This window comes from Streptomyces sp. TLI_55 (assembly GCF_900206255.1).
GTDB lineage: Bacteria > Actinomycetota > Actinomycetes > Streptomycetales > Streptomycetaceae > Streptomyces > Streptomyces aquilus.
The window spans coordinates 3,376,085-3,401,996 of the sequence record NZ_OAOJ01000001.1; the positions used below are offsets into that span (position 1 = coordinate 3,376,085).

Annotated in this window: 14 protein-coding genes; 3 read left to right on the top strand and 11 right to left on the bottom strand. The window is 70.4% G+C overall.

What is annotated here, in order from left to right:
* Window positions 1–59: 59 nt before the first annotated feature.
* Window positions 60–3,761 carry an ABC transporter ATP-binding protein gene (locus CRP56_RS15580; protein WP_373559647.1) on the bottom strand — a complete coding sequence of 1,234 codons (3,702 nt, stop codon included), beginning with the start codon at window positions 3,759–3,761 and terminating at the stop codon, window positions 60–62.
* Between the two features lie 142 nt (window positions 3,762–3,903).
* Between CRP56_RS15580 and CRP56_RS48375 the strand changes: the two genes are divergently transcribed.
* Window positions 3,904–4,038 carry a hypothetical protein gene (locus CRP56_RS48375; RefSeq protein WP_257040791.1) on the top strand — a complete coding sequence of 45 codons (135 nt, stop codon included), beginning with the start codon at window positions 3,904–3,906 and terminating at the stop codon, window positions 4,036–4,038.
* 25 nt (window positions 4,039–4,063) lie between these two features.
* On the opposite strand, the gene CRP56_RS15585 is transcribed toward CRP56_RS48375, so the two are convergent.
* The 3 genes from CRP56_RS15585 to CRP56_RS15595 all read right to left on the bottom strand — a co-directional run bounded on the left by CRP56_RS15585 (window position 4,064) and on the right by CRP56_RS15595 (window position 7,776).
* Complete coding sequence (locus CRP56_RS15585; RefSeq protein ID WP_097264414.1) at window positions 4,064–5,086, bottom strand: esterase-like activity of phytase family protein; 1,023 nt, start codon at window positions 5,084–5,086, stop codon at window positions 4,064–4,066.
* Window positions 5,087–5,238: 152 nt separating this feature from the next.
* Entirely contained in the window at window positions 5,239–6,777 is a 1,539-nt protein-coding gene (locus CRP56_RS15590; RefSeq protein WP_097264416.1) for a serine hydrolase domain-containing protein, read from the bottom strand.
* Between the two features lie 156 nt (window positions 6,778–6,933).
* Window positions 6,934–7,776 carry a serine hydrolase gene (locus CRP56_RS15595; protein WP_097264418.1) on the bottom strand — a complete coding sequence of 281 codons (843 nt, stop codon included), beginning with the start codon at window positions 7,774–7,776 and terminating at the stop codon, window positions 6,934–6,936.
* Window positions 7,777–7,910: 134 nt separating this feature from the next.
* Here CRP56_RS15595 and CRP56_RS15600 point away from each other — a divergent pair, with 134 nt between their 5' ends.
* Window positions 7,911–10,097 carry a glycosyltransferase family 39 protein gene (locus CRP56_RS15600; RefSeq protein WP_097264421.1) on the top strand — a complete coding sequence of 729 codons (2,187 nt, stop codon included), beginning with the start codon at window positions 7,911–7,913 and terminating at the stop codon, window positions 10,095–10,097.
* 220 nt (window positions 10,098–10,317) lie between these two features.
* Window positions 10,318–11,124, top strand: coding sequence for an endonuclease I family protein (locus tag CRP56_RS15605; protein ID WP_059191943.1), 807 nt, complete (start codon window positions 10,318–10,320; stop codon window positions 11,122–11,124).
* A gap of 306 nt (window positions 11,125–11,430) precedes the next feature.
* Here CRP56_RS15605 and CRP56_RS15610 read toward each other — a convergent pair whose 3' ends face one another.
* The 7 genes from CRP56_RS15610 to CRP56_RS15640 all read right to left on the bottom strand — a co-directional run bounded on the left by CRP56_RS15610 (window position 11,431) and on the right by CRP56_RS15640 (window position 25,763).
* Window positions 11,431–11,631, bottom strand: a complete 201-nt coding sequence (locus CRP56_RS15610; RefSeq protein ID WP_097264423.1) for a hypothetical protein — start codon at window positions 11,629–11,631, stop codon at window positions 11,431–11,433.
* Between the two features lie 173 nt (window positions 11,632–11,804).
* Entirely contained in the window at window positions 11,805–12,113 is a 309-nt protein-coding gene (locus tag CRP56_RS15615; RefSeq protein ID WP_179851028.1) for a DUF3349 domain-containing protein, read from the bottom strand.
* Entirely contained in the window at window positions 12,110–18,457 is a 6,348-nt protein-coding gene (locus CRP56_RS15620; protein ID WP_257040792.1) for an RHS repeat-associated core domain-containing protein, read from the bottom strand. The genes CRP56_RS15615 and CRP56_RS15620 overlap by 4 nt, the downstream gene beginning before the upstream one ends.
* A 150-nt stretch (window positions 18,458–18,607) precedes the next feature.
* Entirely contained in the window at window positions 18,608–21,484 is a 2,877-nt protein-coding gene (locus tag CRP56_RS49080; RefSeq protein ID WP_097264430.1) for a LamG-like jellyroll fold domain-containing protein, read from the bottom strand.
* Between the two features lie 113 nt (window positions 21,485–21,597).
* On the bottom strand, window positions 21,598–23,280 hold the full coding sequence (locus tag CRP56_RS15630) for a thiamine pyrophosphate-binding protein (protein WP_097264433.1): 1,683 nt from the start codon (window positions 23,278–23,280) through the stop codon (window positions 21,598–21,600).
* Complete coding sequence (gene speB, locus CRP56_RS15635) at window positions 23,277–24,248, bottom strand: agmatinase (RefSeq protein WP_097264436.1); 972 nt, start codon at window positions 24,246–24,248, stop codon at window positions 23,277–23,279. Before speB ends, CRP56_RS15630 begins: the two co-directional genes overlap by 4 nt.
* Before the next feature lie 57 nt (window positions 24,249–24,305).
* Complete coding sequence (locus tag CRP56_RS15640; RefSeq protein WP_097264438.1) at window positions 24,306–25,763, bottom strand: sodium:solute symporter; 1,458 nt, start codon at window positions 25,761–25,763, stop codon at window positions 24,306–24,308.
* Window positions 25,764–25,912 lie beyond the last annotated feature (149 nt).

The window sequence follows — 25,912 nt, forward strand, 5'->3', positions numbered from 1 at the left end:
TGGTGTACGGACGCACGACGTATGTCGGATGGTTGCACGACCGTCACGGGATCAGGCCATCACGCGACCACCGGGGCGTCCTCCCCCACGAAGGTCCGCCACAACTCGGCGTACCGCCCGCCCAGTGCCAGCAACTCCGCGTGCGTACCGTCCTCCGCGACCCGCCCGTGATCCATCACGACCACCCGGTCCGCGCGCGCCGCGGTCGTCAGGCGGTGCGCGACGACGAGGGTCGTGCGGCGGCCCGCGAGGCGGTCGGTGGCCTGGTTGACCTGGGCCTCGGTGGCCAGGTCCAGGGCGGCCGTCGCCTCGTCGAGGAGCAGGATGTCGGGGTCGACGAGTTCCGCGCGGGCCAGCGCGATCAGCTGGCGCTGGCCGGCCGAGAGGTTGCGGCCGCGCTCGGCTACCTCGTGGAGGTAGCCGCCGTCGAGGGTGGCGATCATCTCGTGCGCGCCGACCGCGCGGGCCGCCGCCTCCACCTCGGCGTCGGTGGCGTCCGGGCGGCCGTAGGCGATGGCGTCGCGGACGGTGCCCGGGAAGAGGTACGCCTCCTGCGGGACGACCCCGAGCCGGTGCCGGTACGAGGTGAGGTCGAGGTCCCGCAGATCCGTGCCGTCGACGGTGACCCGGCCGCCGGTCGGGTCGTAGAACCGCGCCACCAGCTTCACCACGGTCGACTTGCCGGCGCCGGTCTCGCCGACGAACGCGACGGTCTGCCCGGCGGGGATGCGCAGGTCGATCCCGCCGATGGCCTCCTCGTCGTCGCCGTAAGCGAAGCGGACGTCCTCGAAGGCGATCTCGCCACGCAGGGAGAGCACTTCGAGCGGCTCGTCGGCGGCCTTCGTCGAGGTCGGCTCCTGGAGCAGTTCCTGGATGCGGCCGAGGGAGACGGTGGCCTGCTGGTAGCCGTCGAAGACCTGGGAGAGCTGCTGCACGGGCGCGAAGAACAGGTCGATGTAGAGGAGGTAGGCGACCAGCGCGCCGGTGGTGAGGGTCGCGTCGTCGATCCGTCCGGCGCCCGCGACGAGGACGGCCGCGGCGGCGACCGACGACAGCAGCTGCACGAAGGGGAAGTAGACCGAGATCAGCCACTGCCCCCGGGTACGCGCCTGCCGGTAGCTGTCGCTGCGCTCCGCGAACCGCGCCCCGCCGTCCCGCTCGCGCCGGAAGGCCTGCACGATCCTGAGCCCGGCGACGGACTCCTGGAGGTCGGCGTTGACCACCGACACCCGCTCACGGGCGAGTTCGTACGCCTTCACGCTCGCCTTGCGGAAGAAGTACGTGGCGACGATCAGCGGCGGCAGCGTCACGAACACGACCAGGGCCAGCTGCACGTCGAGGACGAGCAGGGCGACCATGATGCCGAAGAAGGTGACGACGGAGACGAAGGCGGTGACCAGGCCGGTCTGCAGGAAGGTCGACAGCGCGTCGACGTCGGTCGTCATGCGGGTCATGATCCGGCCGGTCAACTCGCGCTCGTAGTAGTCGAGTCCGAGCCGCTGGAGCTGCGCGAAGATCTTCAGCCGGAGCGAGTAGAGCACCCGCTCGCCGGTTCGCCCGGTCATCCGCGTCTCACCGACCTGCGCCGCCCACTGCACGCCGACCGTGACCAGCCCGAGCAGCGACGCCGCCCACACCGCGCCGAGGGCCGCCTCGCTGACGCCGCTGTCGATGCCGTGCCGGATCAGGATCGGCAGCAGCAGCCCCATGCCGGCGTCGACGGCGACGAGCCCGAGGCTGATGAGGAGCGGGGCGCCGAACCCGCGCAGCAGCCTGCGCAGGCCGTACGACTCCTCCGGCCTGACCGCCCGCGCCTCGTCGATGTCCGGGGTGTCGGTCGCCGGCGGCAGCGCCGCCACCTGGGCGAGCAGCTCGGGCGTGGCCGGGGTGCCGGACAGCGCGACGTCCTTGCGCTCCCGGTCGCCGGTCCACAGCCGCGGGGTCACGCCGCGCTCGGCGTCGAACTCGGCGTCCAGTTCGTCGCGTACGGAGGTGTCCTCGGCGGGGGCGAGGGGCTGGGCGTGGCCGGGTGAGACGCCGCCGAGCTCGTCGGGGTCGGTGAGCAGCCGCCGGTAGAGGGCGGAGCGCTTCTCCAGCTCGGCGTGGGTGCCGATGGCGGCGAGCCGCCCCTCGTCGAGGACGGCGATGCGGTCGGCGAGGTTGAGGGTGGAACGCCGGTGCGCGATGAGCAGCGTGGTCCGCCCCTCCATGACCTGCTTCAGCGCCTCGTGGATCTCGTGCTCGACGCGGGCGTCCACGGCGGAGGTGGCGTCGTCGAGGACGAGGAGGCGGGGGTCGGTGAGGATCGCGCGGGCGAGCGCGATGCGCTGACGCTGGCCGCCGGAGAGGGTGAGGCCGTGCTCGCCGACCTTGGTGTCGTAGCCCGCGGGCAGCTCGCTGATGAACCGGTCGGCCTGGGCGGCGCGGGCGGCTTTGTGGATGTCCGCGTCGGTGGCGTCGGGGCGGCCGTACGCGATGTTGTTGCGGACGGTGTCCGAGAAGAGGAAGGAGTCCTCGGGGACGAGCCCGATGGCGGCCCGCAGCGAGTCGAGGGTCAGCTCGCGGACGTCGTGGCCGCCGACGAGGACGGCGCCGTGCGTGACGTCGTAGAAGCGCGGCAGGAGGAGGGAGACGGTGGACTTGCCGGAGCCGGAGGAGCCGACGACGGCGAGGGTCTCACCGGGCCGGATCTCGAAGGAGAGCCCCTGGAGGACAGGGCGCTCGTCCTCGTACCCGAAGGACACGTCGTCGAACTCGACGGTCGCCGGCGCGTCGGCGGGCAGCTCCTTGCGCCCGTCCTTCATGGACGGCTCGGTGTCGATCAGCTCCAGGACGCGTTCGGTGCCGGCGCGGGCCTGCTGCGCGACGGTGAGGACCATGGCGAGCATGCGGACCGGCCCGACGAGCTGGGCGAGGTAGGTCGAGAAGGCGACGAAGGTACCGAGGGTGATGTGCCCGCGTACGGCCAGCCAGCCACCGAGGGCGAGCATGGCGACCTGCCCGAGGGCGGGGACCGCCTGGAGCGCCGGGGTGAACTTGGAGTTGAACCGGATGGTCCGCAGCCGCCCCGCGAAGAGCCGCCGCCCGACCTCCCTGAGCTTCCCGGTCTCCTGCTCCTCCTGCCCGAACCCCTTGACCACCCGCACACCGCCCACGGCACCGTCGACCACCCCGGCGACGGCGGCGGCCTGGGCCTGCGCGTACCAGGTGGCGGGGTGCAGCTTGCTGCGGGAACGTTTCGCGATCCAGGCGAGGGCGGGCGCGACCGCGAGGGCGACGAGGGTCAGCGGAATGGACAGCCAGGCCATGACGACCAGGGAGATCAGGAACAGGGCGAAGTTGCCGATGGTCATCGGCAGCATGAAGAGAAGCCCCTGGATCAGCTGGAGATCGCTGGTGGCCCGCCCCACGACCTGCCCGGTGGACAGCTCGTCCTGCCGCCGCCCGTCGAGCCGCGTGATCGTGCCGTACATCTCGGTCCGCAGGTCGTGCTGGACGTCGAGGGCGAGTCGGCCGCCGTAGTAGCGGCGGATGTAGGTGAGGACGTACACGAGCACGGCGGCGCCGATCAGCATCCCCGCCCAGGGGGCCATGTCCCGGCTGTGATCACCGATGACGTCGTCGATGATCACCTTCGTGACCAACGGCACGAGAGCCATCACGGCCATACCGGCGAGACTCGACCCGAGGGCCAGGACGACGTCCTTCGGATACCGCCAGGCGTATCCGGCCAGCCGCCGTGCCCATCCCCGCTGCCTCACGTGCCCGTCCTCCACTCTGCTGGTGTGCCGGAAGGGGACAACGCGGAAGGGCGGGGATTTCATCCCGCCGCAATATTTCGGAGGGGACGGGGCGGCGTCCGAGTGCGGAGGCGGGCGGTGTCGCGGGGGCTACGGTGTGCGCATGTCGACCGAAGGCCCCCGGGGCAGGACACCGGGGTGGATGAAGGCCCTCGCGGGGTTCGTCCTCCTCGTGCTCGTGCCCCTCGCGATCTTCCTCCTGGTGGCGCTGAGCAGGATGAGGCCGATTCCCTGGTGACTCCTGGTCGGCCGGTGCGGGCCCGTCAGCGCGCGGGCCTGACGCTGAGGTAGTAGAACCGCGTCGTCTGCACCGCGTTCTGGTTGTCGTCGCTGACCAGGAGCACCTTCCACGCTCCCTTGCCACGGCCCGTGATCGTCATGCCCTCGATGTTGTCGAGCAGCGGGTTCGGCTGGGGCTGCTTGGCGGTGGCGCCGAGGGTGGGGCAGGTGGCGATGTCCGTGAGGAGGGTCTTCCTCACCAGCCGTACGCCGTCCTGGCCCGTCAGGTTCTCCACCCCGCTCGTGTCCGTCGCGTGGCGCGGGTCGGCCAGGTAGAGGCGGACCGTGTTGCCGACGCCGGAGGTGAAGCCGCGTTCCAGGACGAGGAGGCGGCCGTCGGGGAGGGACTGGACCTCGGGGACGCCGAGGCCGGGGTCGGGCCGGTAGGCGTACTGGGTCGACAGGGCGAAGCCCGCACCGGCCCGGCGCCAGGTCTGGAAGCGGACCGCGCCCGAGGTGTCACCGGACAGCGCGTACTCCATCGACGCCAGCAAGGACCGGCCCCCGCGGTACCAGGTCAGCCCCTCGAACGTGCCGTTGGAGACCGCCCGCCCCGCCGGTGCCACCCGCAGCGCGTCCGGCACCGGCAGGCGGTCGAGGATGCGGCCGTCCGCGCTGTACCGGCGTACGGACGGCTCCGTCTCCGACGTCACCAGCCGGGTGCCGTCCCGGTCGATCACCAGGCCCTCGGAGTCGAGGGCGGCGCCGTTCTCGTCGGCGAGCGCCACCACACCCCTCGGGGCGAGGGCCCTCGCGTCCAGCGAGAACAGCGACGACCGGTCGGAGAGGGCCGCGAGCGAGCCGTCCCGGTCCACCGCCAGCGCGGAGAAGTTCCCGACGAACGTCCCGTCGTACGACGTCTTGTCGAGCGCGTCGGAGAAGCGGTCGATGGACACGGAGGGCGAACAGGCGTGGGTGGTCGAGGCGTTGGCGGGCCCGGCGGCGGACAGACAGGTGGTCGCCGCCAGGGCCGCGGTGGTGGTCGCGAGTACGGTTCTCAGGCGCATGGGCGCCACCGTAGGGCGGGTCGGTGACGGGCGGGAGTCCGGCAGGTGTGCAGATCTGCCGAACCGCACGAGCCCGCCAGACCGCACGAGCCCGCCGAACCGCACACCACTGCCGAGCCGTGCGAACCCGGCTCCGGTGGCGCCACAGACTCTCAGCCGAGGGCGCGCAGGATGCGGCCGTTGACCGGTTCGAGGGGCGTGCTCCGGTTGGTCAGGGCGACGTGGACCCGCCGGTCGCGCAGGTGGACGGCGAGGGAGGCGGAGGCGCCGGGGAGGTGGCCGGTGTGTCCCGCGACCTCCCCGCTCGGGTCCAGCTCCCAGCCCAGGCCGGCGTGGCCCGCGCCGGGGAGGGCGGTCTGCGGGGTGAGGGCCTGGCGCGCCAGATCGTCGGGGAGGAGGGTGTGCCAGCCGAGGCCGAAGCGCACCAGGTCGGGTGCCGTCGTCCACAGGCCGGCCGCGGCGGTCATGGTGCTCACCCGTCCCCGTACGGGGATGAGGGTGCCGTCCTCGAAGGCGACGTACCCGGTGACCGTGTGCGTCTCGCCGGACGCGGCGGGCCGGTGGGCCGGGAAGAAGGAGTCGGTCATGCCCAGGGGCCGCAGTACGAGGTCGGCGGCGGCCTGCGGGAAGGGCGATCCGGTGAGGTTCTCGACGAGCAGACCGAGCGCGGCGTAGCCCGCGTCGCTGTGCGCGTGCCGGCCTCGCGGTCCACCGCAGGGGATGACCGGGCCGAACAGGGCGAGGGGGTCCGGCACTTGGTCGGTGAGCCGTTCGGACGGGGTGTCCACGCCGCCGGTGTGGCCGAGCAGCTCCCGGACGGTGATGGCGGGGTCCGCGAGGCGGACGGTGTGCAGGTGCCGGTCGGCGGGGTCGTCCAGGCCGACGCGGCCGTCGGCGACCAGGCGCAGCACGGCGGTGGCCGTCACCAGCGTGGTGACGGAGCCGGCGGGGAAGTGGTGCCGGGTCGTCAGCGGCTCGACCGGATCGAGGACGGACCAGCCGCGGGCGAGGGCCCAGACCGTGCCCCGCGGGTCGGCGGCCGCCAACGCCAGCCCCGGCAGCCCGAGTTCGGCGAAGGCCTGCTCCGCCACCTCCGAGGCCGGCGTGGGGACCCGGCCTTCGGTACGGGTGCCCGGCGCGGTCAGCCGTGGGTCGTCGATCTCGGCGGTGGGGTGGACGCGGAGCTCCACCAGCCGGTACGGCGGGGTGCGCTCGACGACGGCCTGCAGCTGGGTGACCGCCGCCAGGTCGGCGGAGTCGAGCCGGGCCAGGGCGTGGGTGGGGGTGTCCTCGACGAGAGCGAGGGCGCCGGTGCGGGGGCCGCGCAGACGCGGCGCGAGCTTCATGAGCCTCGGCAGCAGTTCCTCGGGCGGCGTCGCTTCGAGGAGCTGCTCGTGGAAGTGCTCGCGCAGCTCCTCCTCGGCGGGCGCGTGCCAGGCGGGTGCGTCGGCGTCCGCGAACCGTGCGGCGATCCACCGCAGTTGCCGGCTCGCGTGTCGTCGCCCGGGAGTGGCACGGTTCTCGACGAGCCGCTTGAGCGCCGCCCAGCTCGGCGCTCCGTGCTCGCGGGCGATCGCCAGCTGCGCCTCGTCCAGGGTGGTGAACTCACCGGCACGCAACCGGCGTTTGGCCTCGATCTTCAGATACCGCAGGCTCGGGCGGCCGGGCAGGGAGCGGGAGCGATCGGACACCGTAGTCCTTCCTCACGCCCGCGGGTCCGCGACGTCGGGCAGGAAAGACCGGTGGTCGATCATCGCGGTGCACCGGTGGGCTTGCAGCCCTGCCCGCGGACCCGGAGGCGGCCGGAACCACCACGCCCAGAGTAACCCGCGCGCCTCCGGGTGCGGTCAGCTCGCGGCGAGGTCCCTGTGGATGACCTTGGCGACGCCCTGGATGGTCGTGATGCCGTAGTTCATGGTGCTGTTGTCGTGCGTGAGCACCGTGATCATGTAGTCGTGGCCGCCGCCCTTGAAGGTGCCGACGCTGTGGACGCGCCAGCCGTGCGTGGAACGCTGCAGCCAGCCGTTCTTGACGTGCACGCTGACGTCGGAGGGGGCGCCGTACGGGGTGCCCCAGCGCTGCGAGGAGATGACCTGGCTCATCAACTTGCGGATGTACGTGCGGGAGTTGTCGCTCAGGACCGTGTTCGACGCGGTGATCAGCTTGAGCAGCTTCTGCTCGTCGGTGACCGTGATCTGGGTCAGGCCCCAGTAGCCGTCGGCGCCGGGCTTGGTCTGGGTCATGCCGGCCGCGCTCAGGAAGCCCTTGATCTTCGTCAGGCCCAGCTGCTTCCACAGGGTGCTGGTGGCGCTGTTGTCCGACTTGGTGATCATGGCCTTGGCGAGGGTGGTCTCGCGGTCGGTGAGGTAGCGGTTGTGCAGCTTCGCGTCCCACAGCAGCGTGGCGAGGACGGTGACCTTGACGACGCTCGCGGAGTCGTAGGCCGACGAAGCGCGCAGGGTGCAGGTCGTCTTGGTGCTGCGGTCGTAGAGGCCGACGGCGATCGTGCCCTTGCGGTTGGCGAGGGCCGAGGTGATGTCCCGCTTCAGCTTGTCGGCGAGGCCCGCCTTGGACGACGTACAGCTGACGGTCGGGGCCGTGGCGGCGGTGGCGGGGGCGGCTGCGGCCACACACGCGACGAGCGCGCCCCCCGCCACCCATCTGGCGCGTCTGGATATGCCGTGAGTCATGCCCTCTTGACTCACGGACGGGAGTGAAAGGTTGCATGCGTGTTCGAAAGTGACGCAGCACACTAGGAAGAGTTCACAGGCAGGGCCCAGGTACGGCACAGCCCGCACCCACCCCGGCTCCGCACCATGCTCGGGTGACATCTGCCACCGATCCACACCCCCACCCCGAGACCACGGCCGTTTCTCCCGACCGGCCGCCACCCGGCCCACCGGCGGCGCCTCCGGACAAAGCCCCCCGCTGGTCACTGCCCGCGCTGCTCGCGATCCTGGTCCTGGCCGGCGTCCTGTACGCCTGGAACCTGTCCGGCAGCAGCCTGAACAGCTTCTACAGCGCGGCGGTCTACAGCGGTACGCAGAGCTGGAAGGCGTGGTTCTTCGGCTCGCTCGACGCGGGCAACTTCATCACCGTCGACAAGCCGCCGTTCGCCCTCATGGTCATGGGCCTGTCGTGCCGCGTCCTCGGCTTCGGCACCTGGCAGATGATGGCGCCCGAGATCGCCGCCGCGCTCGGCACGATCTGGATCCTGCACAGCTCCGTGAAGCGGGCCTTCGGGCACGCCGCCGCCGCGACCGCCGCGCTGGTCCTCGCGCTCACCCCGATCACGGTCGCGATCAACCGTGACAACAACCCCGACACGATCCTCGTCCTGCTGATGGTCGGCGGCGCGGCCCTCGCGCTGCGCGCCGTGCGCACCGACCGGCTGCTGCCGCTCATCGGCTCCGCGGTCCTGTTCGGGCTCGCCTTCAACACCAAGATGCTCCAGGGCTACATCGCGCTGCCCGCCGTCTTCGCCGTGTACGTGTACGCCTCGAAGCCCGGCTGGCGGAAGAAGGCCGTCAACCTGGCCCTGGCCGCCGTCGCGCTGGCCGTCGCCAGCTTCTGGTGGGCCGCGGCCGTCTCGCTGGTCCCGGCCGACGACCGGCCGTACATCGGCGGTTCGACCGACGGCTCCGCCTGGGACCTGATCATGGGCTACAACGGCCTGGGCCGGGTCCTCGGCGGCGAGGGCAACGGCGGGGGAGGCAGCGGGGGTGGCACCTTCGCCGGCACCGCGGGCATCGGGCGGATGTTCAACGACGTCCTCGGCGGCCAGATCTCCTGGCTGATCCCCTTCGCCTTCCTCGCGCTCGCCGCCGGTCTGGTGCTGCGCGGCCGGGCCCCGCGCACCGACCCGACGCGGGCCGCGCTCGTGCTGTGGGGCGGCTGGCTGGTGCTGCACTACCTGACCTTCGCGTTGGCCGAGGGCACCATGCACCCGTACTACACGACCGCGCTCGCCCCGGGCATCGCGGCGCTCACCGGTGGCGGCGGCGTGATGCTGTGGCGCGCCTTCCGCGGTGGCGACGCCCGCTGGTCGTGGGTGCTGCCCGCGGGCCTCGCGGTCACCGGCGTCTGGGCGGTCGTGCTGCTGCGCCGGGCCACCGGCTGGAACACCTGGCTGTGGCCGGTCGTCGGCGTGGTCATGGCGCTCGCGATCGTGGGCCTGTTCGTCTTCCGTACGGCGGGCTCCGGGACCCGGGCCCGGCTGCTGGCCGTGTCCCTGGCCGCGGCGGTCGTGGCGGGCCTCGCCGGCCCGACGGCGTACGCCGCCTCACCGGCCTTCGACTCCGCTTCCGGCGGCGTGGGAGGCACCAATCCCACGGCGGGCCCGTCGACCGGGAACGGCATGGGCGGGCCCGGTGGCGGCCGGGGCGGCGACGGAGGTGGCCCCGGCGGCATGCCGGACGGCGCCCGGCAGGGCAGCGGTCAGGCGGGCGGGGAGTTCCCCGGAGGCGATGGCCAGATGCAGCCCGGTGGCGGTGGCGGCGAGCTTCCGCAGGGCGGTGGCGCACCGGGCGGCGCGAACGGGGAGTTCCCGGGCGGTGACAGCGCTCGCAGCGGCGGCTTCGGCGGTAGCGATGGCGGCGGTGGCGGCCCCATGGGCGGCGGCAGCGTCGACAGCGCGCTGGTCGCGTACCTGGAGAAGCACCAGGACGGCGCCAAGTGGCTGCTCGCGGTCTCCAACTCGCAGAGCGCGGGCCAGCTGATCCTGAGCACCCACAAACCCGTCATCTCCATGTGGGGCTTCACCGGCTCCGACCAGGCGATGACCCTGGCCAAGCTCAAGGAGCTGGTGAAGAAGGGCGAGTTGCACTACATCCAGCTCGGCGGTGGCGGCATGGGCGGCAACAGCAGCCTCAACCAGGAGATCACCAGCTGGGTGCAGAAATACGGCACGGCGGTGAAGGCGAGCGAGTACGCCTCGACTTCGACGACGGAGTCGACCTCCGACTCCGCCACGTCGACGATCTACCGCCTCGACCCCTCGGACGTCGGCTGACGACCTGACGTACGGCCAGACGCAGGACCTGAAGTACGGCCTCAACGGCCCCCGCCCATCCGGTCGAGGGCCGTTCTGGCACGTCAACTCGCGTAGACAAGGGCCGATTTGCCGTTCCCGGTCACCCAATGGACACGCAGATTCCATTTACAGGGCCGCATGTCCATGTCACTCTCTCGCTTGCCGCCTCCATTCAACCCGCGTAGATGGGACCCCCTTTATGCTGGCGACACGCATACGGCGCTGGAAGTCGGTGGCCCTGGCCACGGCCGCCGTCATGGCCGGCCTCTGCGCCCCGGCGCTCACCGCGACCCCGGCCGCCGCCACGACCACGGCGTACGACTCGACGTACTACAAGAACGCGATCGGCAAGACGGGCACGAGCCTGAAGTCGTCCCTGCACACGATCATCAGCGCCAACGTCTCGAAGATCTCGTACTCCGCGGTCTGGGACGCGCTCAAGGTCACCGACCAGGACCCGAACAACACCAGCAACGTCCTGCTCCTGTACAGCGGCGTCTCGCGCAGCAAGTCCCTCAACGGCGGTGACGTCGGCGACTGGAACCGTGAGCACACCTGGGCCAAGTCGCACGGCGACTTCGGCGAGGTGGTCGGCCCGGGCACCGACCTGCACCACCTGCGCGCCTGTGACGTCCAGGTCAACAGCACCCGCGGCAACCTGGACTTCGACAACGGCGGCAGCGCGGTCACCAACGGCGGCGGCTCCACCGTCGACTCCGACTCCTTCGCGCCGCGCGCCGCGGACCGGGGCGACGTGGCCCGCATGATCCTCTACATGGCCGTGCGCTACGAGGGTGACGACGGCTTCGCCGACCTGGAGCCCAACGAGAAGGTCGGCAACGGCTCCAACCCGTACATGGGCAAGCTCTCCGTCCTCAAGGCCTGGAACGAGGCGGACCCGCCGAGCGCCTTCGAGGAGCGCCGCAACCAGGTCATCTACGACACCTACCAGCACAACCGCAACCCGTTCATCGACCACCCGGAGTGGGTCGAGGCGATCTGGTAGGCGACGGAAAACGCCCGGGCTCCCCACGTCACATGGGGAGCCCGGCGCAGCTCAGACCCGTTCCAGCGGCCGATGCGGCCCGCTGGGCAGCTCCACCTTGATCGCGTCCCCGGGGCGCACCGCGCCAATCCCGTCTGCATGCGCTGCTGGCCGATGCCGCTGCCGCCGCCTCCGCGAAAGCCGAACCCCGGAGCAAGGAACCACGCGAACTTCTTTTCATCCACTCGGAATCGAGCTCCCATCGTCGTACGGCAATCACCGGGAAGCTCGTCACAAGCGCTCCCGGCGATCACCGCTGTCCGCAGGTCAGGAGGAGTGATCTCGCCGCTCCCTGGCCCTGCGCAGGCGTTCCGCGAGGGGTACCTGTCCCGAGGGTCTCAGGATGAACTTGTTCTTCATCTCGTCGAAGCAGTCCAGGTAGCAGGACACGCGGTCCCCCACCTGGTAATTGTCGTCGTCGATGTAGAGGACATCGACGAGGCCGTCCCGTGGCAGCCCCAGGTCCACGATGACGCCCAGCGGAAGACCGCCACCATCTCGCCTTCGACGAGGCGACCCATAAGACGCCGGTCGGCTTCATTCACGTCGGAATCGGCCATTCGCACAGCACCCGCTCGAGTTCCGAGCCGGGAGGCCGGCCGGTCGCTCCGGCACCCCCGGGTCTCGGACTCCTCAAGCTCTCAGCTCTCGTCGTCCTCCAGATACCAACCGCGCTCGACCATGCGCTGCTTCAGTTGCTCCACCTGTTGAGCAGGCGGTTTCCGGATCGACAGGGCCGCTGCCGCCTGGTTGCGCACCACATGCCGGTCGAGGCCGAAGGCCGCCTCCACCACCACGCCGAGGTTCCGCTCGGACAATAGGTCGGAGAGGATCACGAGCAAGGGACCGTAGTCCGCGTCGTCCTCCGGGACGCCGACGGGGAACACCAGCCGCAACTGGTCGACCACCTCGGCGAGATGAGGTTCCAGATCTGTCATTTCGCTGATCATTTTCCGATCCATGACACGGATGCGTGGACGATGGCGTTGAACGATACGCCCTGGATTCCGGCCGCCCGTACGAACTTGGCGTCCGAGGTGAAGATGGGGATGCCCATCGCGTCGGCGGTGCCGAAGATCTTGATGTCGTCCGCGCCGACCCTTCTGCTGGGTTTGAGACTGGCAGCCCGCGCGCTCACGTTGTCGGGCACCACCCGCACCTTGCTCATCAGCGTCTGGATCATGGCCGCCTCCTGCGGGCCGACGAAGCCGTTCGCCGTGTTCCGGGCCACCGCGGCCTGGAACTCGTTCACGGCGGTCTGGGTCATCACCATCCCGCGGTCTCCGATCTGCGCGGCGACCTGATCGCCCACCGCGCGGTCGGCCGACGTCAGTGCCCTGGCCGTACCGGTGTCGATCATCACCTCTTCCTTGGGTGCGGCAGGCGCCTCGGCGTCCTCGGTCTTCTTCTCGGCGCCTTCGCTCTTCTTCTCCGCGCCATCGTTCTTCTTGCCGCCGGAATCGCCCTTCTTGGCCTCGGGAGCGTCCTTGGCCTTGGCCGGAGGCGCGGGTTTCGGGGTCTCCTTGGGCTTCGGAGTGGACGGTGGGGTGAGGTCGTCGGCGTGCTTGACCGCATCCTTGGTCTTGTCCGCGGCCTTGGCCGTGTCGGTGGCCACGTCCACAGCGTCGACCGCCTTGTTGACGTACTTGGCTCCCTTGGCCGCGCTGGCGCCGTAGCCGACGATCGGAATCGCCGAGGCGTAGGACAACCCGGCGTCGATGTAGTTGCCCTCGGCCGTGTACCAGACGCCGTTGAGCAGGTCGGCGGGCTCACCGAAGCCGGGTACCAGGCCCGCGACGTCGAGGGCCCCGTGGCCGATCGGGCTGATCCAGGACTCGCCCCAGTACAGGCCCGTCGGGTCCGGGAAGACCAGCGGGTTGTTGCGCCCGTACGCGTAGGCGTTGAGATGCTGCGGATCGCTGACGTTCAGCAGCGGATCCGCCGACAGGAAGCGGCCGGCCGCCGGGTCGTAGTCACGGGCCCCGAGGTGGATCAGGCCGGTGGTGTCGTCGGCGGTCCCTCCGACGAACGCCTTGTCTCCCGGCCATGCGCTCGGGTTCGATCCGCGCACCTCGCCGAAGGGCAGCGTGCGACGCTGCTGGATCGCCGAGTCGGAGGCACGTACTGCGATCTCGGCCGTCCCGTTCTGCCCGCCGGCGAGCCAAGTCACCCCGGCTGCGGTGCGCACCGCGATCTGCTGACCGCCGTGGGCGTAGTAACGGGTACCGGAGAGTGTGTTCTTCGCCGTGTCCAGGCGGATCTCCTGGACACCGAGGTAGAGGGTGACCGCGCCCTTCTCCTTGCGCAGCAGTCGGTTGCCCTGGGCGTCGTAGACGAAGGACGTGCGGTTCGCCTCGTCCTTGACGCCGTTCGCATACGGCGTGACGGCAGCGAGACGCTCCTCGACGTCCCACTCCAGGGACTGGTCCACCGCGGTCCAGAGCCCGGTGGCCTGCCGGGTGCGCCGAGTGGTGTTGCCCACCTCGTCGTACTCGAAGGACTGGGTCGCCTTCTCGTCCTTGCCCGCGCCCACCGAGCGGGACTCGGCCGACTTCACGGCATGTGCATGCGGGTTGCCCGTGCCGTTCGGGATGTACGTCGTCGTCTGGGTGAGGGCCGCCGCACCCGCGGTACCGGTCGCGTAACGCGTCTCGGACGTGCGGTTGCCCATGGTGTCGTACTCGTAGGCGTGCCGGTACGCAGCCGGTCCCCCGATCGTCGCCTCACCGGCGCTGGGGGCGCAGGTGGCTGCGATCTGGGTCCAGGCGTCGGTCAGCCTGCGCAGGTAGTCATAGGCGAAGCACTGGACGTCCGCGGTCTTGCCTTCGGGCGCGTCCGCGAGCTTCGTGACGTTGCCGGAGGCGTCGTAGCCGTAGGTGATGTCCGAGTCCGGCGTCTTGACGATCTCCCGGTCGACCCGGGCGCGCTCCAGTCGGCGAGTGCCCTCCTCATAGGTGTTGGTCAGCCAGGTGTACTTGTCGGCGCTGGAGGTGCCGAGGGTGAGTTGCAGGACCTCGCCGTAGTTGGAGTAGCGGGTCTCGCGGGCGTAGTCGGTGCCGTTGCCAAGGGTGAACGACGGCAGACCTGTCGCCGTGTATCCATTGGTGACGGTTTCCGCAGGCAGGTCGCCGGCGGCCGGCAGCTCGGTGCTCGCGATGGCGCCGTTCGGCTTGTACGCGGTGGCGGCCGTGTAGGTACCGGCGAGCTTGCCCTCAGACGCCGGGACGGTGACCGAGGTCTTCAGCGGACGGCCCGCCGCGTCATAGGCGTCGACCGACGTGGTGTATGCGTCGTCCCCCACCCACTTGGTGGCGGAGGCGAGGCGGCCCTTGCCGTTGGGGACGGTACCGCTGTCGTACTCCCAGCTGGTGAGCTTGGTTTCGCCGTTGTAGAGCGAGCGCTGGCGGCCGAGCTTGTCGTAGTTGTAGGTGAGAGTGATCTTGCGCTCGTTCCGGACCGTCTTCAGCCGGTCCAGATCGTCGTACGTCATCCACGTGGTGCCCTCGTCCGGGTCGACCGCGACGGTCTGCCGGCCTCGCACGTCGTACTCGTACGACCAGACGTTGCCGGCGGGGTCCTTGACCTCGGAGAGCCGACCGGCCTTGTCGTAGGAGTAGCTCGTGATGTCCGCGGCGCCTGTGGGCGAAACGCCCCTGAACTGGAGGAGCTTCGTGGTCCTGCCCTGGGCATCGGTGTAGGTGGAGGTGGGGGTGTCACCCTTGGGCGGGTCGACCGTCATGTGGTCGCCGTGGTACGAGGCCTTGGCCCTCCACTTCTCCGTGCCCGCCACCCGGAAGATCGTGTCGGTCGCACGCCCCGCGGCGTCGTACACCATCTCGGTCTCCGAGGGAGTGCCCTCGGAGGCTTCGGCCACGTTCACGAAGGTCGTCGAGGGTACCGCCGAGTTGTAGAAGGGGCCGATGTTCCTGACCCCCAGCCCCCGGCTGTCGTACTCGGTCGTCGTGACCACCCGACCCGAGTTCGCCGCCGGAGTCTGCGTCTGACGTGGCCTCAGCAGGCCGTCACTGAGCTGGTGGCTGGTGGCCACCGAGCCGTTGGGCAGCAGCGACTTCGTCGTGGTGACCACAGGCGCGTCGTTGCGGACCAGGTACGCGTACTCCAGGCTCGGCGTGTCCGAAGCCTTCGCGCGGCCCGGGAGCCAGACCTTCAGCAGGCGGCCGAGGGCGTCGTACTGCAGGTCGGTGCGCTGCTTGTTGGCGTCGACCGTGGCGGTGACCAGGCCCCAACCGGGGTCCACCGTGGAGGTCGTCGAGTTGCCCGCCGGGTCCGTGACCTTCATGCCCGTCACCGGGCCGCCGGTCGTCGGGATGTACGCCGTCTTCGTCGCGTTGCCCTGCTGGTCGGCGGACTCGACGACACGGCCGTGGGTGTCGTACTTGGCGGTCGAGGTCGTCACGTACTGCGGGGTGCCGTCGTCCGCGTAGCCCTTGACCTTCTCGCTGCGCACCACGTCGCCCTTGGTGGGCTTGGTGCCGTAGGTGTCGGGGTCGTCGTACCAGGTGCGGACGTCGCTGATCGCCTCGCCCTTGTAGGACGGGGGGCCGTCGTCGCAACCCACAGGAACCACCGTCACGCGCTTCAGCAGCGTCAGCAGGTTCGCGTCGGTGTTGCGGTTGTACGTGTTCGTCGTGCAGGTGTCGTCGTCCGGGTCGGACAGGTCGCCCGAGTCCGAGGAGCGCTCCAGCATGCCGTAGGCGTCGTAGAAGTGCTCGATCGCGGCCCGGCGGACCTTGCCGTCGTCCAGCGCGGTGTGGGTCTTCGTGGACTTGACCGCGGCGTACGTCGCCTCGTCCGCGCCCTCCGTCGCCGTGGGGGCCGACTTCCAGGGGGTGCTGACCGTCCCGGAGATCTCGTCGGCGCCGTTGAAGGTGCGCTGCTCCAGCTGGAAGCCCTGGTGGCGGGCGTCGTCGCGGACCTTGGTGCCGTCGGAGGCCGTGACCGAGACGGACTTGGTGCCGCCGGAGCCCTTCTCGCGGTCGCCGTCCATGCCCTGGAGGAAGGTGGTCTCGGTGCGCAGCTGCTTGCTGTCCGCGTCACCTGTCTTCACGGTCACCTTTCGGAAGCCGCGCCACTGGTTCCAGGTCTTCTTCTTCGTCTTGACGAGCTCGCTGTCGTCGAAGGCCCAGGCGGCGCCCGCGTAGTCGTAGGAAGTGACCTTGTTGGGGCCGGTGATGGTGACCTCGTCCTCGATCACCGTGTCGACGACGAACTTGTGGAACCAGTCCTCCTTCTCCCCGACGGTTCCTTCCTTCGACCAGAAGGACGGCATGCAGCGCTTGGTGTTCGTCTCCGGAGTGGGGAGGTTCGACGGGGTGCACTCGGCGGGCTTGTAGTTGACCGAGATCGTGCCGCCGGTCTCCGACTGGATCGCCCGGATGCGCCACTTGTACATCGGGAGACGGTCGTCGGCGCCCGTGTCCACGCGGTTGGCGTCCTGCCGCTCGTAGAAGGTGACCTTCGGGAGCTTGTTCGCGCCGTCCTTGCCGGAGTGGGTGATGGACTCCAGCCACATCGCCGGGGAGTGGGTGGTGTCGGCGCTCTGGTACTTGTGCGCCAGCTCCCACACGTCGACGTCCGTGTACGTCTTGCCGTCGGAGCCCAGGACCTGGGTGGTGACCTTCGACAGGCGCTTGCGGCTGAAGAAGGTCGGGGACCACTGGTCCTTGCACTCGGTGTCCGAGGTGCAGATCTGCTCGAACGGCACGTCCGGCCAGCGGGTGGCGGTGGACTCCTTCAGGTCGCCGGGCTCACAGTCGGCGGCGGCGCCCTTGCAGCGTTCGGCGGTGTCGAAGACGACCCGGGAGGGCGCGGCGGTGGAGTTCTCCTTGCCCTCCTGCTCGCCGTACTCGATGCGCTTCAGGTAGCCGCCGCGGTCGTACGAGACCACCTTGTCGCCGCGGACGGTGTCGTACTTGTTGGTCTCGGTGCCGTAGTAGTACGTCATCGTGTTGCCGTGCACGTCGACGACGTAGTCGAGGTTCCAGCGCCAGGCCTGCTGGCAGCGGGACTCCTTGAAGGTGTCCTTGTGGCAGGGCTCGTCCTTGTCGTCGCCGAAGACCGGGACCTCCCAGGAGGAGCCGGTGAACTCGGTGTCGGCGGCCTCGCGCTTGCCCTTGCCGAAGTAGTAGCGGGTGCCGTCGGTGGTGGTGACGACCCAGTACTCGTTGTTGTCGTCGTTGTTGAAGCCGCCGGTCTTCCGCTGGACGATCGTGCCGTCGTCCTGCTTCAGACGCCACTCGTTCGCGGACTTCTTGACCAACTCCCCTGCCCGGCCACCGAAGTTCATGGTGGCGTTGTCGGAGTGCCAGCACAGGTCGTACTTCTGCGAACCGGCCTCGTCGTGCCCGTCGTCCGTGCAGGAGCGGTACGCGCGCTCGATGTACCCGGCGCTGAGGTCGAAGCCCTCGCCGGCCCAGGACGTCTGGTTGTTGCTGGTGGCCGTACGGCCGTCCGTGGACGCCGAGTTGTAGGCCAGGCCCAGCTGCGGGGACGGGCCGGCGATCGCGGGCGGGACGCGCAGCGGGTACTGCCAGGTGAACGCGCCGGTCTGGGCCGCCACCTGCCAGGACGCCGAGGGCGCGAGGGAGGTCGCGGTGTAGGAGCCGGAGCTGCCGGACGGCGCGGCGGAGACCGCTAGGAGGGGTGCCTTGGCGCCTGCGGCGGCGGGCACGTCCGCGGTGAGCTTCTGGGCGCGGACGTCGTTGTCCGTGGCGAGCGGGGCGACCGTCTGGCAGGCGGGCACCTTCGGCGTGGTCAGCGCACAGGCGGGCAGTTGGACCAGGCGCAGGCGCTGCGCCCAGTCGCCGCCGTAGGCCTGGGCGAAGGAGGCGTAGTCGACTTGGACGCCGACCTTGCCGGACGTGGCTGTGCGGCCGTCCGCACGCGTGACCTTCAGGAGCAGGCCGTCGATGCCCGCCTTGCGGGCGGCGGTGTGGCCGAGCAGGTCTACCTTGGCGCGGGTCGGCGAAGCGGCTTTCGCAGAGCGGGACTTGGGGGCGGCGAGGCGCACGGGCAGCCCGCCCGCGCGGATGCCGCTGCGCGCACGGGTGCCGTCCAGGTCGACGGTGGCGCTGCCCGGCTTCGGCCAGGACGCCTTCGGGGCCCGCGAACTGCCGTACCCGGCGAGGTGCTTGAGCGGGGTGACCTGGCCGTCCTCCTCCACCACGGGGGTGGAGGGCACGTCCTGGGTCTTGGGCCGCCGCTGCTCCCGGGCGTCGTCGTCGCCGAGCGCGGGGGCCGCCTGGAGCAGGGTCAGGGTCAGGGCCGCGGACACCGCCGCGGCCAGGTTTTTCGCCCATCTATGGGCGTGATGTCTGCGTGTTGAGCGCATGCGCGCTCCCCTCCCGTGTGATGTGGGGTGCCCGGGCGCCGGTCGACCGCCGTGCGCCCGGGTGAAGCTGCTCTGGTCAGGAGCCGCCGAAGGTCAGCTGTTGGCCAGCCGGTAGATCTCCGTACCGGAGAGCAGTCCGGGTACCAGGCGTACGTCGTCGATGTCGCCGGCGAAGTAGTCGCGCCAGGTGCCGTCGTACTGGGCGCGGCCGATGTTCAGGCCCTTGGCGGCATTCCAGACGCCGGTGACGGTGGCGCTGCCCTGTTCCTCGCCGTCGACGTAGAGGGTGAACTTCCGTGCCGCCGGGTCGTAAGTGCCCGCCAGGTGGGTCCACGTGCCGACGGTCGGCGGGCGTTCGCTCGTCGCCATGGCGCGGACGAGGTCGGAGCCGTCCTTGTCGGCGATGTGGCGGCCGAAGATCCAGCGCTTGTAGGCCGTCGAGTAGTAGAGGTTGAGGCCGTTGCCGTTGCTGCCGGCCTGGCTGATCACCGAGACGTTCTCGCTCAGCGAGGTCGGTCGCACCCAGGCCGAGACGGTGAACGCCTGCCCGGTGTGGACGGCGGAGGCGGCGGTCGCGTAGTCACTGCTGCCGTTGAAGCGCAGGGCCTTGTCGGCGGCGTCGGTGGCGGAGTGGTTGCCCGCGACCCAGTCGGCGCCCTTGACGGTGAGGTCGCGGTCGTGGCCGGAGGTGTCGGGGGCGGTGGCGCCGGAGGTCTGGTCGAGGCCGTAGACGGCGGCGGCGCAGGAGTCGGCGAGGGCGTCCGCGCAGGCGCGGTCGGCGGTGAAGATGTACTTCTCCAGCGGGCCGCGGTTGCCGGCCTGGTCGACGCTGCGGACGTAGAGCACGTTCGGGCCGAAGGTGGAGGTCGGCACCTCGATGGTGGCGTTGCCGCCGAGGCTCGCGGGCGCGGCCTTGCGGCCGGGGGTGTCGCTGCCGAGGTCCCACTCGTAGTACTCGACGTCGTTCTTGAAGACCGGGTCGGCGTTGCCGTTCGCGGAGAGGGTGAAGTGCCGCTTGGCGCCCACCGGGAGATCGGCCTCGCCGTCCGTCGGCTTCACGAGCGGCTTGGTGGTGGGCGGCTTCACGTCCACCACGAACTCGCACCAGTCGGACCAGTCGGAGTAGCCGGAGTCTTTCAGCTTGCCGGTGGAGCCGTCGTAGAGCTGGGCGTGCCACTTGTAGCCGTGGCCGTGGGCAAGCTCCTTGACCGGGATGTTCTTTTCGAAGACGCCCTCGTTCTGCGGGCCGTCCTTGCCCTCGTAGACCATGGGCTTGCCGTCGACCTGGTCCCAGACTCGGAAGGTGGCGGTGAGGTTCTGGCCGGTGCCGTCGCTGTAGGAGTCGGCGTCGGTGCCGTTGACCGCCATGGTCGGGGTCTCGTCACGGATCCACGGGCGCTTGGTGTTGTCCGTGGTGCAGGTCTTCTCCTCCGGGTTGGTCAGCCGCTCGTTGTACGGCTTGCCCGGAGTGGTGTTGTAGGTGACGACCAGCTTGGCGTTGTCGCCCCGGAACCGCTTCCAGGAATTGGCGTCGTCCTCGTCGGCGGCCCGCAGCGAGAAGGCGATCGGGTCCTCCGCCTTGGCCTTCTTGCGGACGGTGGCGGTGAGGTTCTCGTTGCTCTCCTCGGGGTTGTCCTGGAAGTCGACCCAGCTGGCCGGCGCGTCGGGACTGCAGCTGTCGCCGCGGCCGTACGCCACGTTCTTGTCGACGAGCAGGTCGCCGTCCTTGGGCTTGTTGTTCCAGTTGGTGGCCGAGTCGACACCGCCCTCGCTGACCGCGTGCAGGTTGACGGTGCTCTTCTGGCAGGAGAAGGAGAAGGTCTCGTAGACCTCGAAGACCGCCTTGGAGATGGTGCGGTTCTTCCAGCCTGAGGTGCCGAACTGGAAGTACATGCGGTTCGTGTACGGCGAGGAGCTGCACACGTAGTAGGTGCCGCCGATGGACTTGTACGAGCAGCGCCCGACGCCCTCGTCCTTCTTGAACTTGTGGAACTCTGTGCTCGGGTGGGCGCTGGAGACGTACAGCCACTCGCTCTTGGACATGCCGGCCTCCGGGTCGAGGTAGACCGGGAAGTCGGTGTCGGAGGCGGTCAGCACCGAGTGGTCGGGCTCGACGGTGACCGCGGACGCGGTCACGTCCAGGCCCATGTCGGCGACCTTCGCCGCGGCGTCGGGCGCGTCCTCGACGGGGGCGCCGGAGCCGGAGGCCGGCACGGCGTCCGCCGGGACCTCCTCGGCGGCGGTGGCGGAGTCCCACATCTTTGGCGCCTGGCCGCCGAAGAGCCGCGCGCCGGAAGCGTCCACCGCCTGCAGTCCACCGGTCGGCCCGGTGGTCAGGTCGAGGCCCTCGGTGCGTACGGGCAGGCGGAGTTGAGCCAGCTCGGGGTTGTCGGCGGCCTCGGAGGTCTTCACCTTCAGGACGTACGAGTACCCGGTGACGGTGGCGCTCGCCAGCAGGTCGACGCCCGGCAGCACCTCGCGGTACTCGGCCGTGTCGCCGTCCAGGACCGGCTCGGGCAGCGGCTTCGGCCAGCGCAGCGTGAAGGACTTGCCGGCATCGCCCAGGGTGATCAGGTCTGTCGAGCCGCCGCCCGCGAAGGCCAGGTCGACCACGGCGGCCTTCGGGCCCACCGTGCCGTCGGCCCGCCGTTCCAGCGTGGCGTCGGCCTTCTCCCAGCCGCCGTCGGCGCGCTGGACCCGCTGCGGCTGGACGCTGGTCTCGCTGGTGAAACTGCCGTCCGGGTTGGCGAAGACAAGTTCGTCCTCGGTGCGACGCTGAACTATCTCCACCGGTTCACCGGTGTCGGCGGCCAGCTCGAACGCGGCCGCCTCGGCCGAAGCCGGCGGTCTGCCGCCGGCCGCGCCGGCCGGACTGGTGACAGCGGGCAACGAGCCCAGGACGACGGCGCCGCCGAGCAGCACGCCGAGCGTCCGGGCAGCACGAAGCCGCCGGAACCAAGGGTTGGTCATGCCCTTGTCTCCCCCCGGGCTCTCCCCAGAGCCCGCTATGAAATTGATGTGGCCATGCCGTACGGCAGTGACGGGGGGAAACTTATGAGATTTTCTTTACCGGTTCAAGAGAGTTACAGATGCGTCGGCGCGAACATCCGCAGAACGGCAGGGAGTACGACCACCGAAGGCCCGGGCTCGGACAGCGCCTTCGCCAAGTCCGCCTCCAACGTCTCCGCCGAACTCCGCACCCCCGGCACCCCGAACGACTCCGCCAGCGCCACATAGTCCGGCCGCGTCAGCTCCGTCGCCGTCGCCTCGCCGAACGCGTCCGTCATGTACTCGCGCAGGATGCCGTAACCACCGTCGTCGACGATCAGCCACGTCACGTTCAGGTCGTACTGGCGAGCGGTGGCGAGCTCGGCGATCGAGTACAGCGCACCCCCGTCCCCCGACACCGCCAGCACCGGCCGCGAACCGTCGGCCACCGCCGCCCCCAGCGCCGCCGGGAAGCCGTAGCCGAGGCCGCCGGCGCCCTGGGCGGAGTGGAGGAGGTTGGGACCCTTGGCGTCGAAGGCGGACCAGGCCCAGTACGCCAGGATCGTCATGTCCCAGAAGGAAGGGGAATCAGCGGGAAGAGCTCGCCGCACCGCCGCCAACACGTCCTGTTCCAGGGTCAGTTCCTGGGACGCGATACGGTCCGCCACCCGCCTCAGCACCTCCCGCACCCGCTCCGCCGCGGTCTCGTCCGTCCTCGGAGACACCGTCTCCAGCAGCGCCTGCAACGCCAGCCGCGCGTCCGCGTGGATGCCCAGCGCGGGGTGGTTCGACTCCAGCTTGCCGAGGTCCGCCTCGATCTGGATCACCCGGCCACGCGGCTTGAACGTGTGGTAGTTGGACGACAGTTCGCCGAGGCCCGAGCCCACCACCAGCAGTACGTCCGCCTCCTCCAGGAAGTCCGTGACGTACCGGTCCTCGATCCAGGACTGGAGGGACAGGGGGTGCTGCCAAGGGAACGCCCCCTTGCCGCCCGGCGTGCAGACCACCGGCGCCTGCAACGCCTCCGCCAGCCGCCGCAGCTTCCCGCTCGCGTCCGACCGTACGACTCCCCCGCCCGCGATGATCGCCGGACGGGCCGCCTTCGACAGCAACTCCGCCGCCACCGCCGTCAGTTCGACGCGCGGCGGCAGCTCCTCCGGGAACGCGTCGCCGCCCGTCACCACCGGGATCGACGTCTCGGCCAGCAGTACGTCCTGCGGGATCTCCACCCACACCGGGCCGTGCGGGGCCGTCAGGGCCGACTTCCAGGCCGCCTCGATCGCGGACGGGATCTGGGACTGGGTGCGCACGGTGTGGACCGACTTCACCACGCCCCTGAAGGACGCGGACTGGTCGGGGAGCTCATGCAAATGACCGTGGCGGCCGCCGCCCAGGCCCGCCGACGGGATCTGGCTGCTGATCGCCAGCACCGGGGCCGAGGCCGCCGCCGCCTCCTGGAGCGCGGCGAGGGACGTCAGCGCCCCCGGCCCCGTCGACAGCAGCAGCGGGGCCGCCTCGCCCGTGATCCGGCCGTACGCGTCCGCCGCGAAACCGGCGTTGTTCTCCACCCGCAGGCCCACATAGCGCAGATCGCTGCGCCGCAGCGCGTCGAACATGCCGAGCGCGTGCTGGCCCGGCAGCCCGAAGACCGTCGTCGTGCCGAGCGCGGCCAGCGTCTCCACGACCAGGTCTCCGCCGTTCCGGCCGGCGGGCGGGTTCAGGGCGGCGGCGGTCTGGGCCTCCGTCGGGCGGAGCACCAGGTCGTGGTCGTGGGTCACTTCGCTGCCTTCTCCTGGGCGATCTGACGGGACATGATCGTGGTGAGTTCGTACGCCGTGTGGGACGCGGCCACCGACGTGATCTCCGCGTGATCGTACGCGGGGGCCACCTCGACGACGTCGGCCGAGACCAGGTTGCAGGAGGCCAGGCGGCGCAGGATCTCCAGGAGTTCCCGGGACGTCATGCCGCCCGCCTCGGGCGTGCCCGTGCCGGGGGCGTGGGCCGGGTCCAGGCAGTCGATGTCGATGGAGATGTAGAGGGGGCGGTCGCCGATGCGCTGGCGCAGCTGGTCGGCGACCTCGTCGGCGCCGCGGCGGTAGACGTCCGCCGACGTGACGATGCCGAAGCCCAGCTTCTCGTCGTCGGTGAGGTCCTGCTTGCCGTACAGGGGGCCGCGCGTACCCACGTGGGACAACGCCGACGTGTCGAGGATGCCCTCCTCCACCGCCCGCCGGAAGGGGGTCCCGTGGGTGTACTCCGCGCCGAAGTACGTGTCCCAGGTGTCGAGGTGGGCGTCGAAGTGGAGCAGGGCGACCGGGCCGTGCTTCTTCGCGACCGAGCGCAACAACGGCAGCGCGATGGTGTGGTCGCCGCCCAGCGTCATCAGCCGCGCGCCCGTCCCCAACAACTCATCCGCCGCCGCCTCGACGGTCTCGACGGCCTCGTTGATGTTGAACGGGTTCACCGCGATGTCCCCGCCGTCCGCGACCTGCGCGAGCGCGAACGGGGAGGCGTCCTGCGCCGGGTTGTAGGGGCGCAGCAGCCGGGACGCCTCGCGGATCGCGTTGCCGCCGAAGCGGGCGCCCGGCCGGTACGAGACGCCCGAGTCGAACGGTACGCCCACCACGGCGACGTCGGCGCGGCCGACCTCGTCGAGGCGGGGCAGCCGGGCGAAGGTCGCGGGGCCGGCGTACCGCGGGATGCGGGAGGAGTCGACGGGGCCGCGGGGCGTCTCGTTGCTGCTCATGAGGTGATGCCTTCTTTCCTACGCTTCATCGCGTATGTGCGGAATGTGTTCTCGACTCTACTGGGGAGCCGGGACCGGTTCGGACACGAGTTCGGGGGCGCCCCGGCCGGCCAGCCGCTCGCGCCAGACCGTGAGGACCGCCTCGTCGGTGGCGGGGGTCGCCAGGGAGACGGCCACGTAGGCGGCGAGGGAGAGCAGCAGGCCGTAGTAGACGGGCTCGTTGGCGAGGATGCCGTAGCCCGCCATCAGGCCGATGACCGCGAGGCCGCCGACGATCACGGAGGCGAGCGCGCCGTGGACGGTGCCGCGCTTCCACAGCAGGCCGCCGAGGATCGGGACGAGGAGACCGCCGACGAGCAGGTTGTACGCCACCGTCAGCGCCTCGACGACGTTGTTGAGGGCGATGGCCGTGCCGATGACGCCGACGCCCATGATGAGGATGAAGGCGCGGTTGCCCGCCACCTCGTCGCGCTCGCCGCCGGTGACCTTGCCCCGCAGGCGCGACCAGATGTCGTTGTTGGCGACGGTCGCGCAGGCGATCAGCGCGCCGGAGGACGTCGACATCACGGCGGCGAGCGCGGCGGCCAGCACCAGGCCCCGCACGCCGACCGGGAGTTCGTCCTTGACGATGGTGGCGAAGGCGTCGTCGGCGCTGCCGAGCTCGGGGTAGAGGACCTTGGCCGCCGTGCCGATGACGGCGCCGGCGAGGGCGTACGCGAGACAGTAGGTGCCCGCGACCGTGCCGCCCCACTTGGCCGTCCGGTCGCTGCGGGCGGTGAAGACGCGCTGCCAGATGTCCTGACCGATGAGCATGCCGAACGTGTAGATCAGGACGTACGTGAAGATCGTCTCGCCGCCGATGCCCAGCGGGTCGAAGTACGAGGTGGGCAGCTGGTCCCTCATCTCGCCGAAGCCGCCCGCCTTGACGACGGCGATCGGGAGCAGCAGGAGCAGCACGCCGACCGTCTTCACCACGAACTGGACCATGTCGGTGAGGGTGATCGACCACATGCCGCCGAGCGTCGAGTACGCGACGACGATCGAGCCGCCGAGGACGATCGCGACGGTCCGGTTCAGGTCGAAGAGGACGTCGAAGATCGTGGCGTACGCGATGGTGGACGTCACCGCGAGCATGAGGGTGTACGCCCACATGACCACGCCGGAGATGACGCCGGCCCGGCCGCCGTAGCGGAGGTCGAGCATCTCGGAGACGGTGTAGACCTTGAGGCGGGCGATGCGGGCGGAGAAGAAGACGGACAGGGCGAGCAGTCCGAGACCGATGGTGAACACCATCCAGGCGCCGGAGAGGCCGTACTGGTAGCCGAGGCCGACGCCGCCGATGGTGGAGGCGCCGCCGAGGACGATCGCGGCCATGGTGCCGGAGTACATGGCGGGGCCCAGGCGGCGGCCCGCGACGAGGAACTCGCTCTTGGACTTGGCGCGGCGCATGCCCCACCAGCCCATGGCCAGCATGCCGAGCAGATAGACGACGATGACTGTGTAGTCGATGGCCATGTGGGGCCTCCTTCGCGAGCATCCCGGTGGCGTGTCGTGCAGAGGGGGGTGGGGACGACGGCAGGGGCTCGCGGGGACATCCGCCCGTACCCGCGGCTGCCGGTCGGGACTGACATTAGGTGGCCGGAAAGCGGCTGCGAAGTGTACGT

Coding starts and splice junctions, on each gene's coding strand:
- CRP56_RS15605 (WP_059191943.1), top strand. CDS start 10,318: ATGCTGGCGACACGCATACGGCGCTGGAAGTCGGTGGCCCTGGCCACG.
- CRP56_RS48375 (WP_257040791.1), top strand. CDS start 3,904: ATGTCGACCGAAGGCCCCCGGGGCAGGACACCGGGGTGGATGAAGGCC.
- CRP56_RS15640 (WP_097264438.1), bottom strand. CDS start 25,763: ATGGCCATCGACTACACAGTCATCGTCGTCTATCTGCTCGGCATGCTG.
- speB (WP_097264436.1), bottom strand. CDS start 24,248: ATGAGCAGCAACGAGACGCCCCGCGGCCCCGTCGACTCCTCCCGCATC.
- CRP56_RS15615 (WP_179851028.1), bottom strand. CDS start 12,113: ATGATCAGCGAAATGACAGATCTGGAACCTCATCTCGCCGAGGTGGTC.
- CRP56_RS15585 (WP_097264414.1), bottom strand. CDS start 5,086: ATGCGCCTGAGAACCGTACTCGCGACCACCACCGCGGCCCTGGCGGCG.
- CRP56_RS15595 (WP_097264418.1), bottom strand. CDS start 7,776: ATGACTCACGGCATATCCAGACGCGCCAGATGGGTGGCGGGGGGCGCG.
- CRP56_RS49080 (WP_097264430.1), bottom strand. CDS start 21,484: ATGACCAACCCTTGGTTCCGGCGGCTTCGTGCTGCCCGGACGCTCGGC.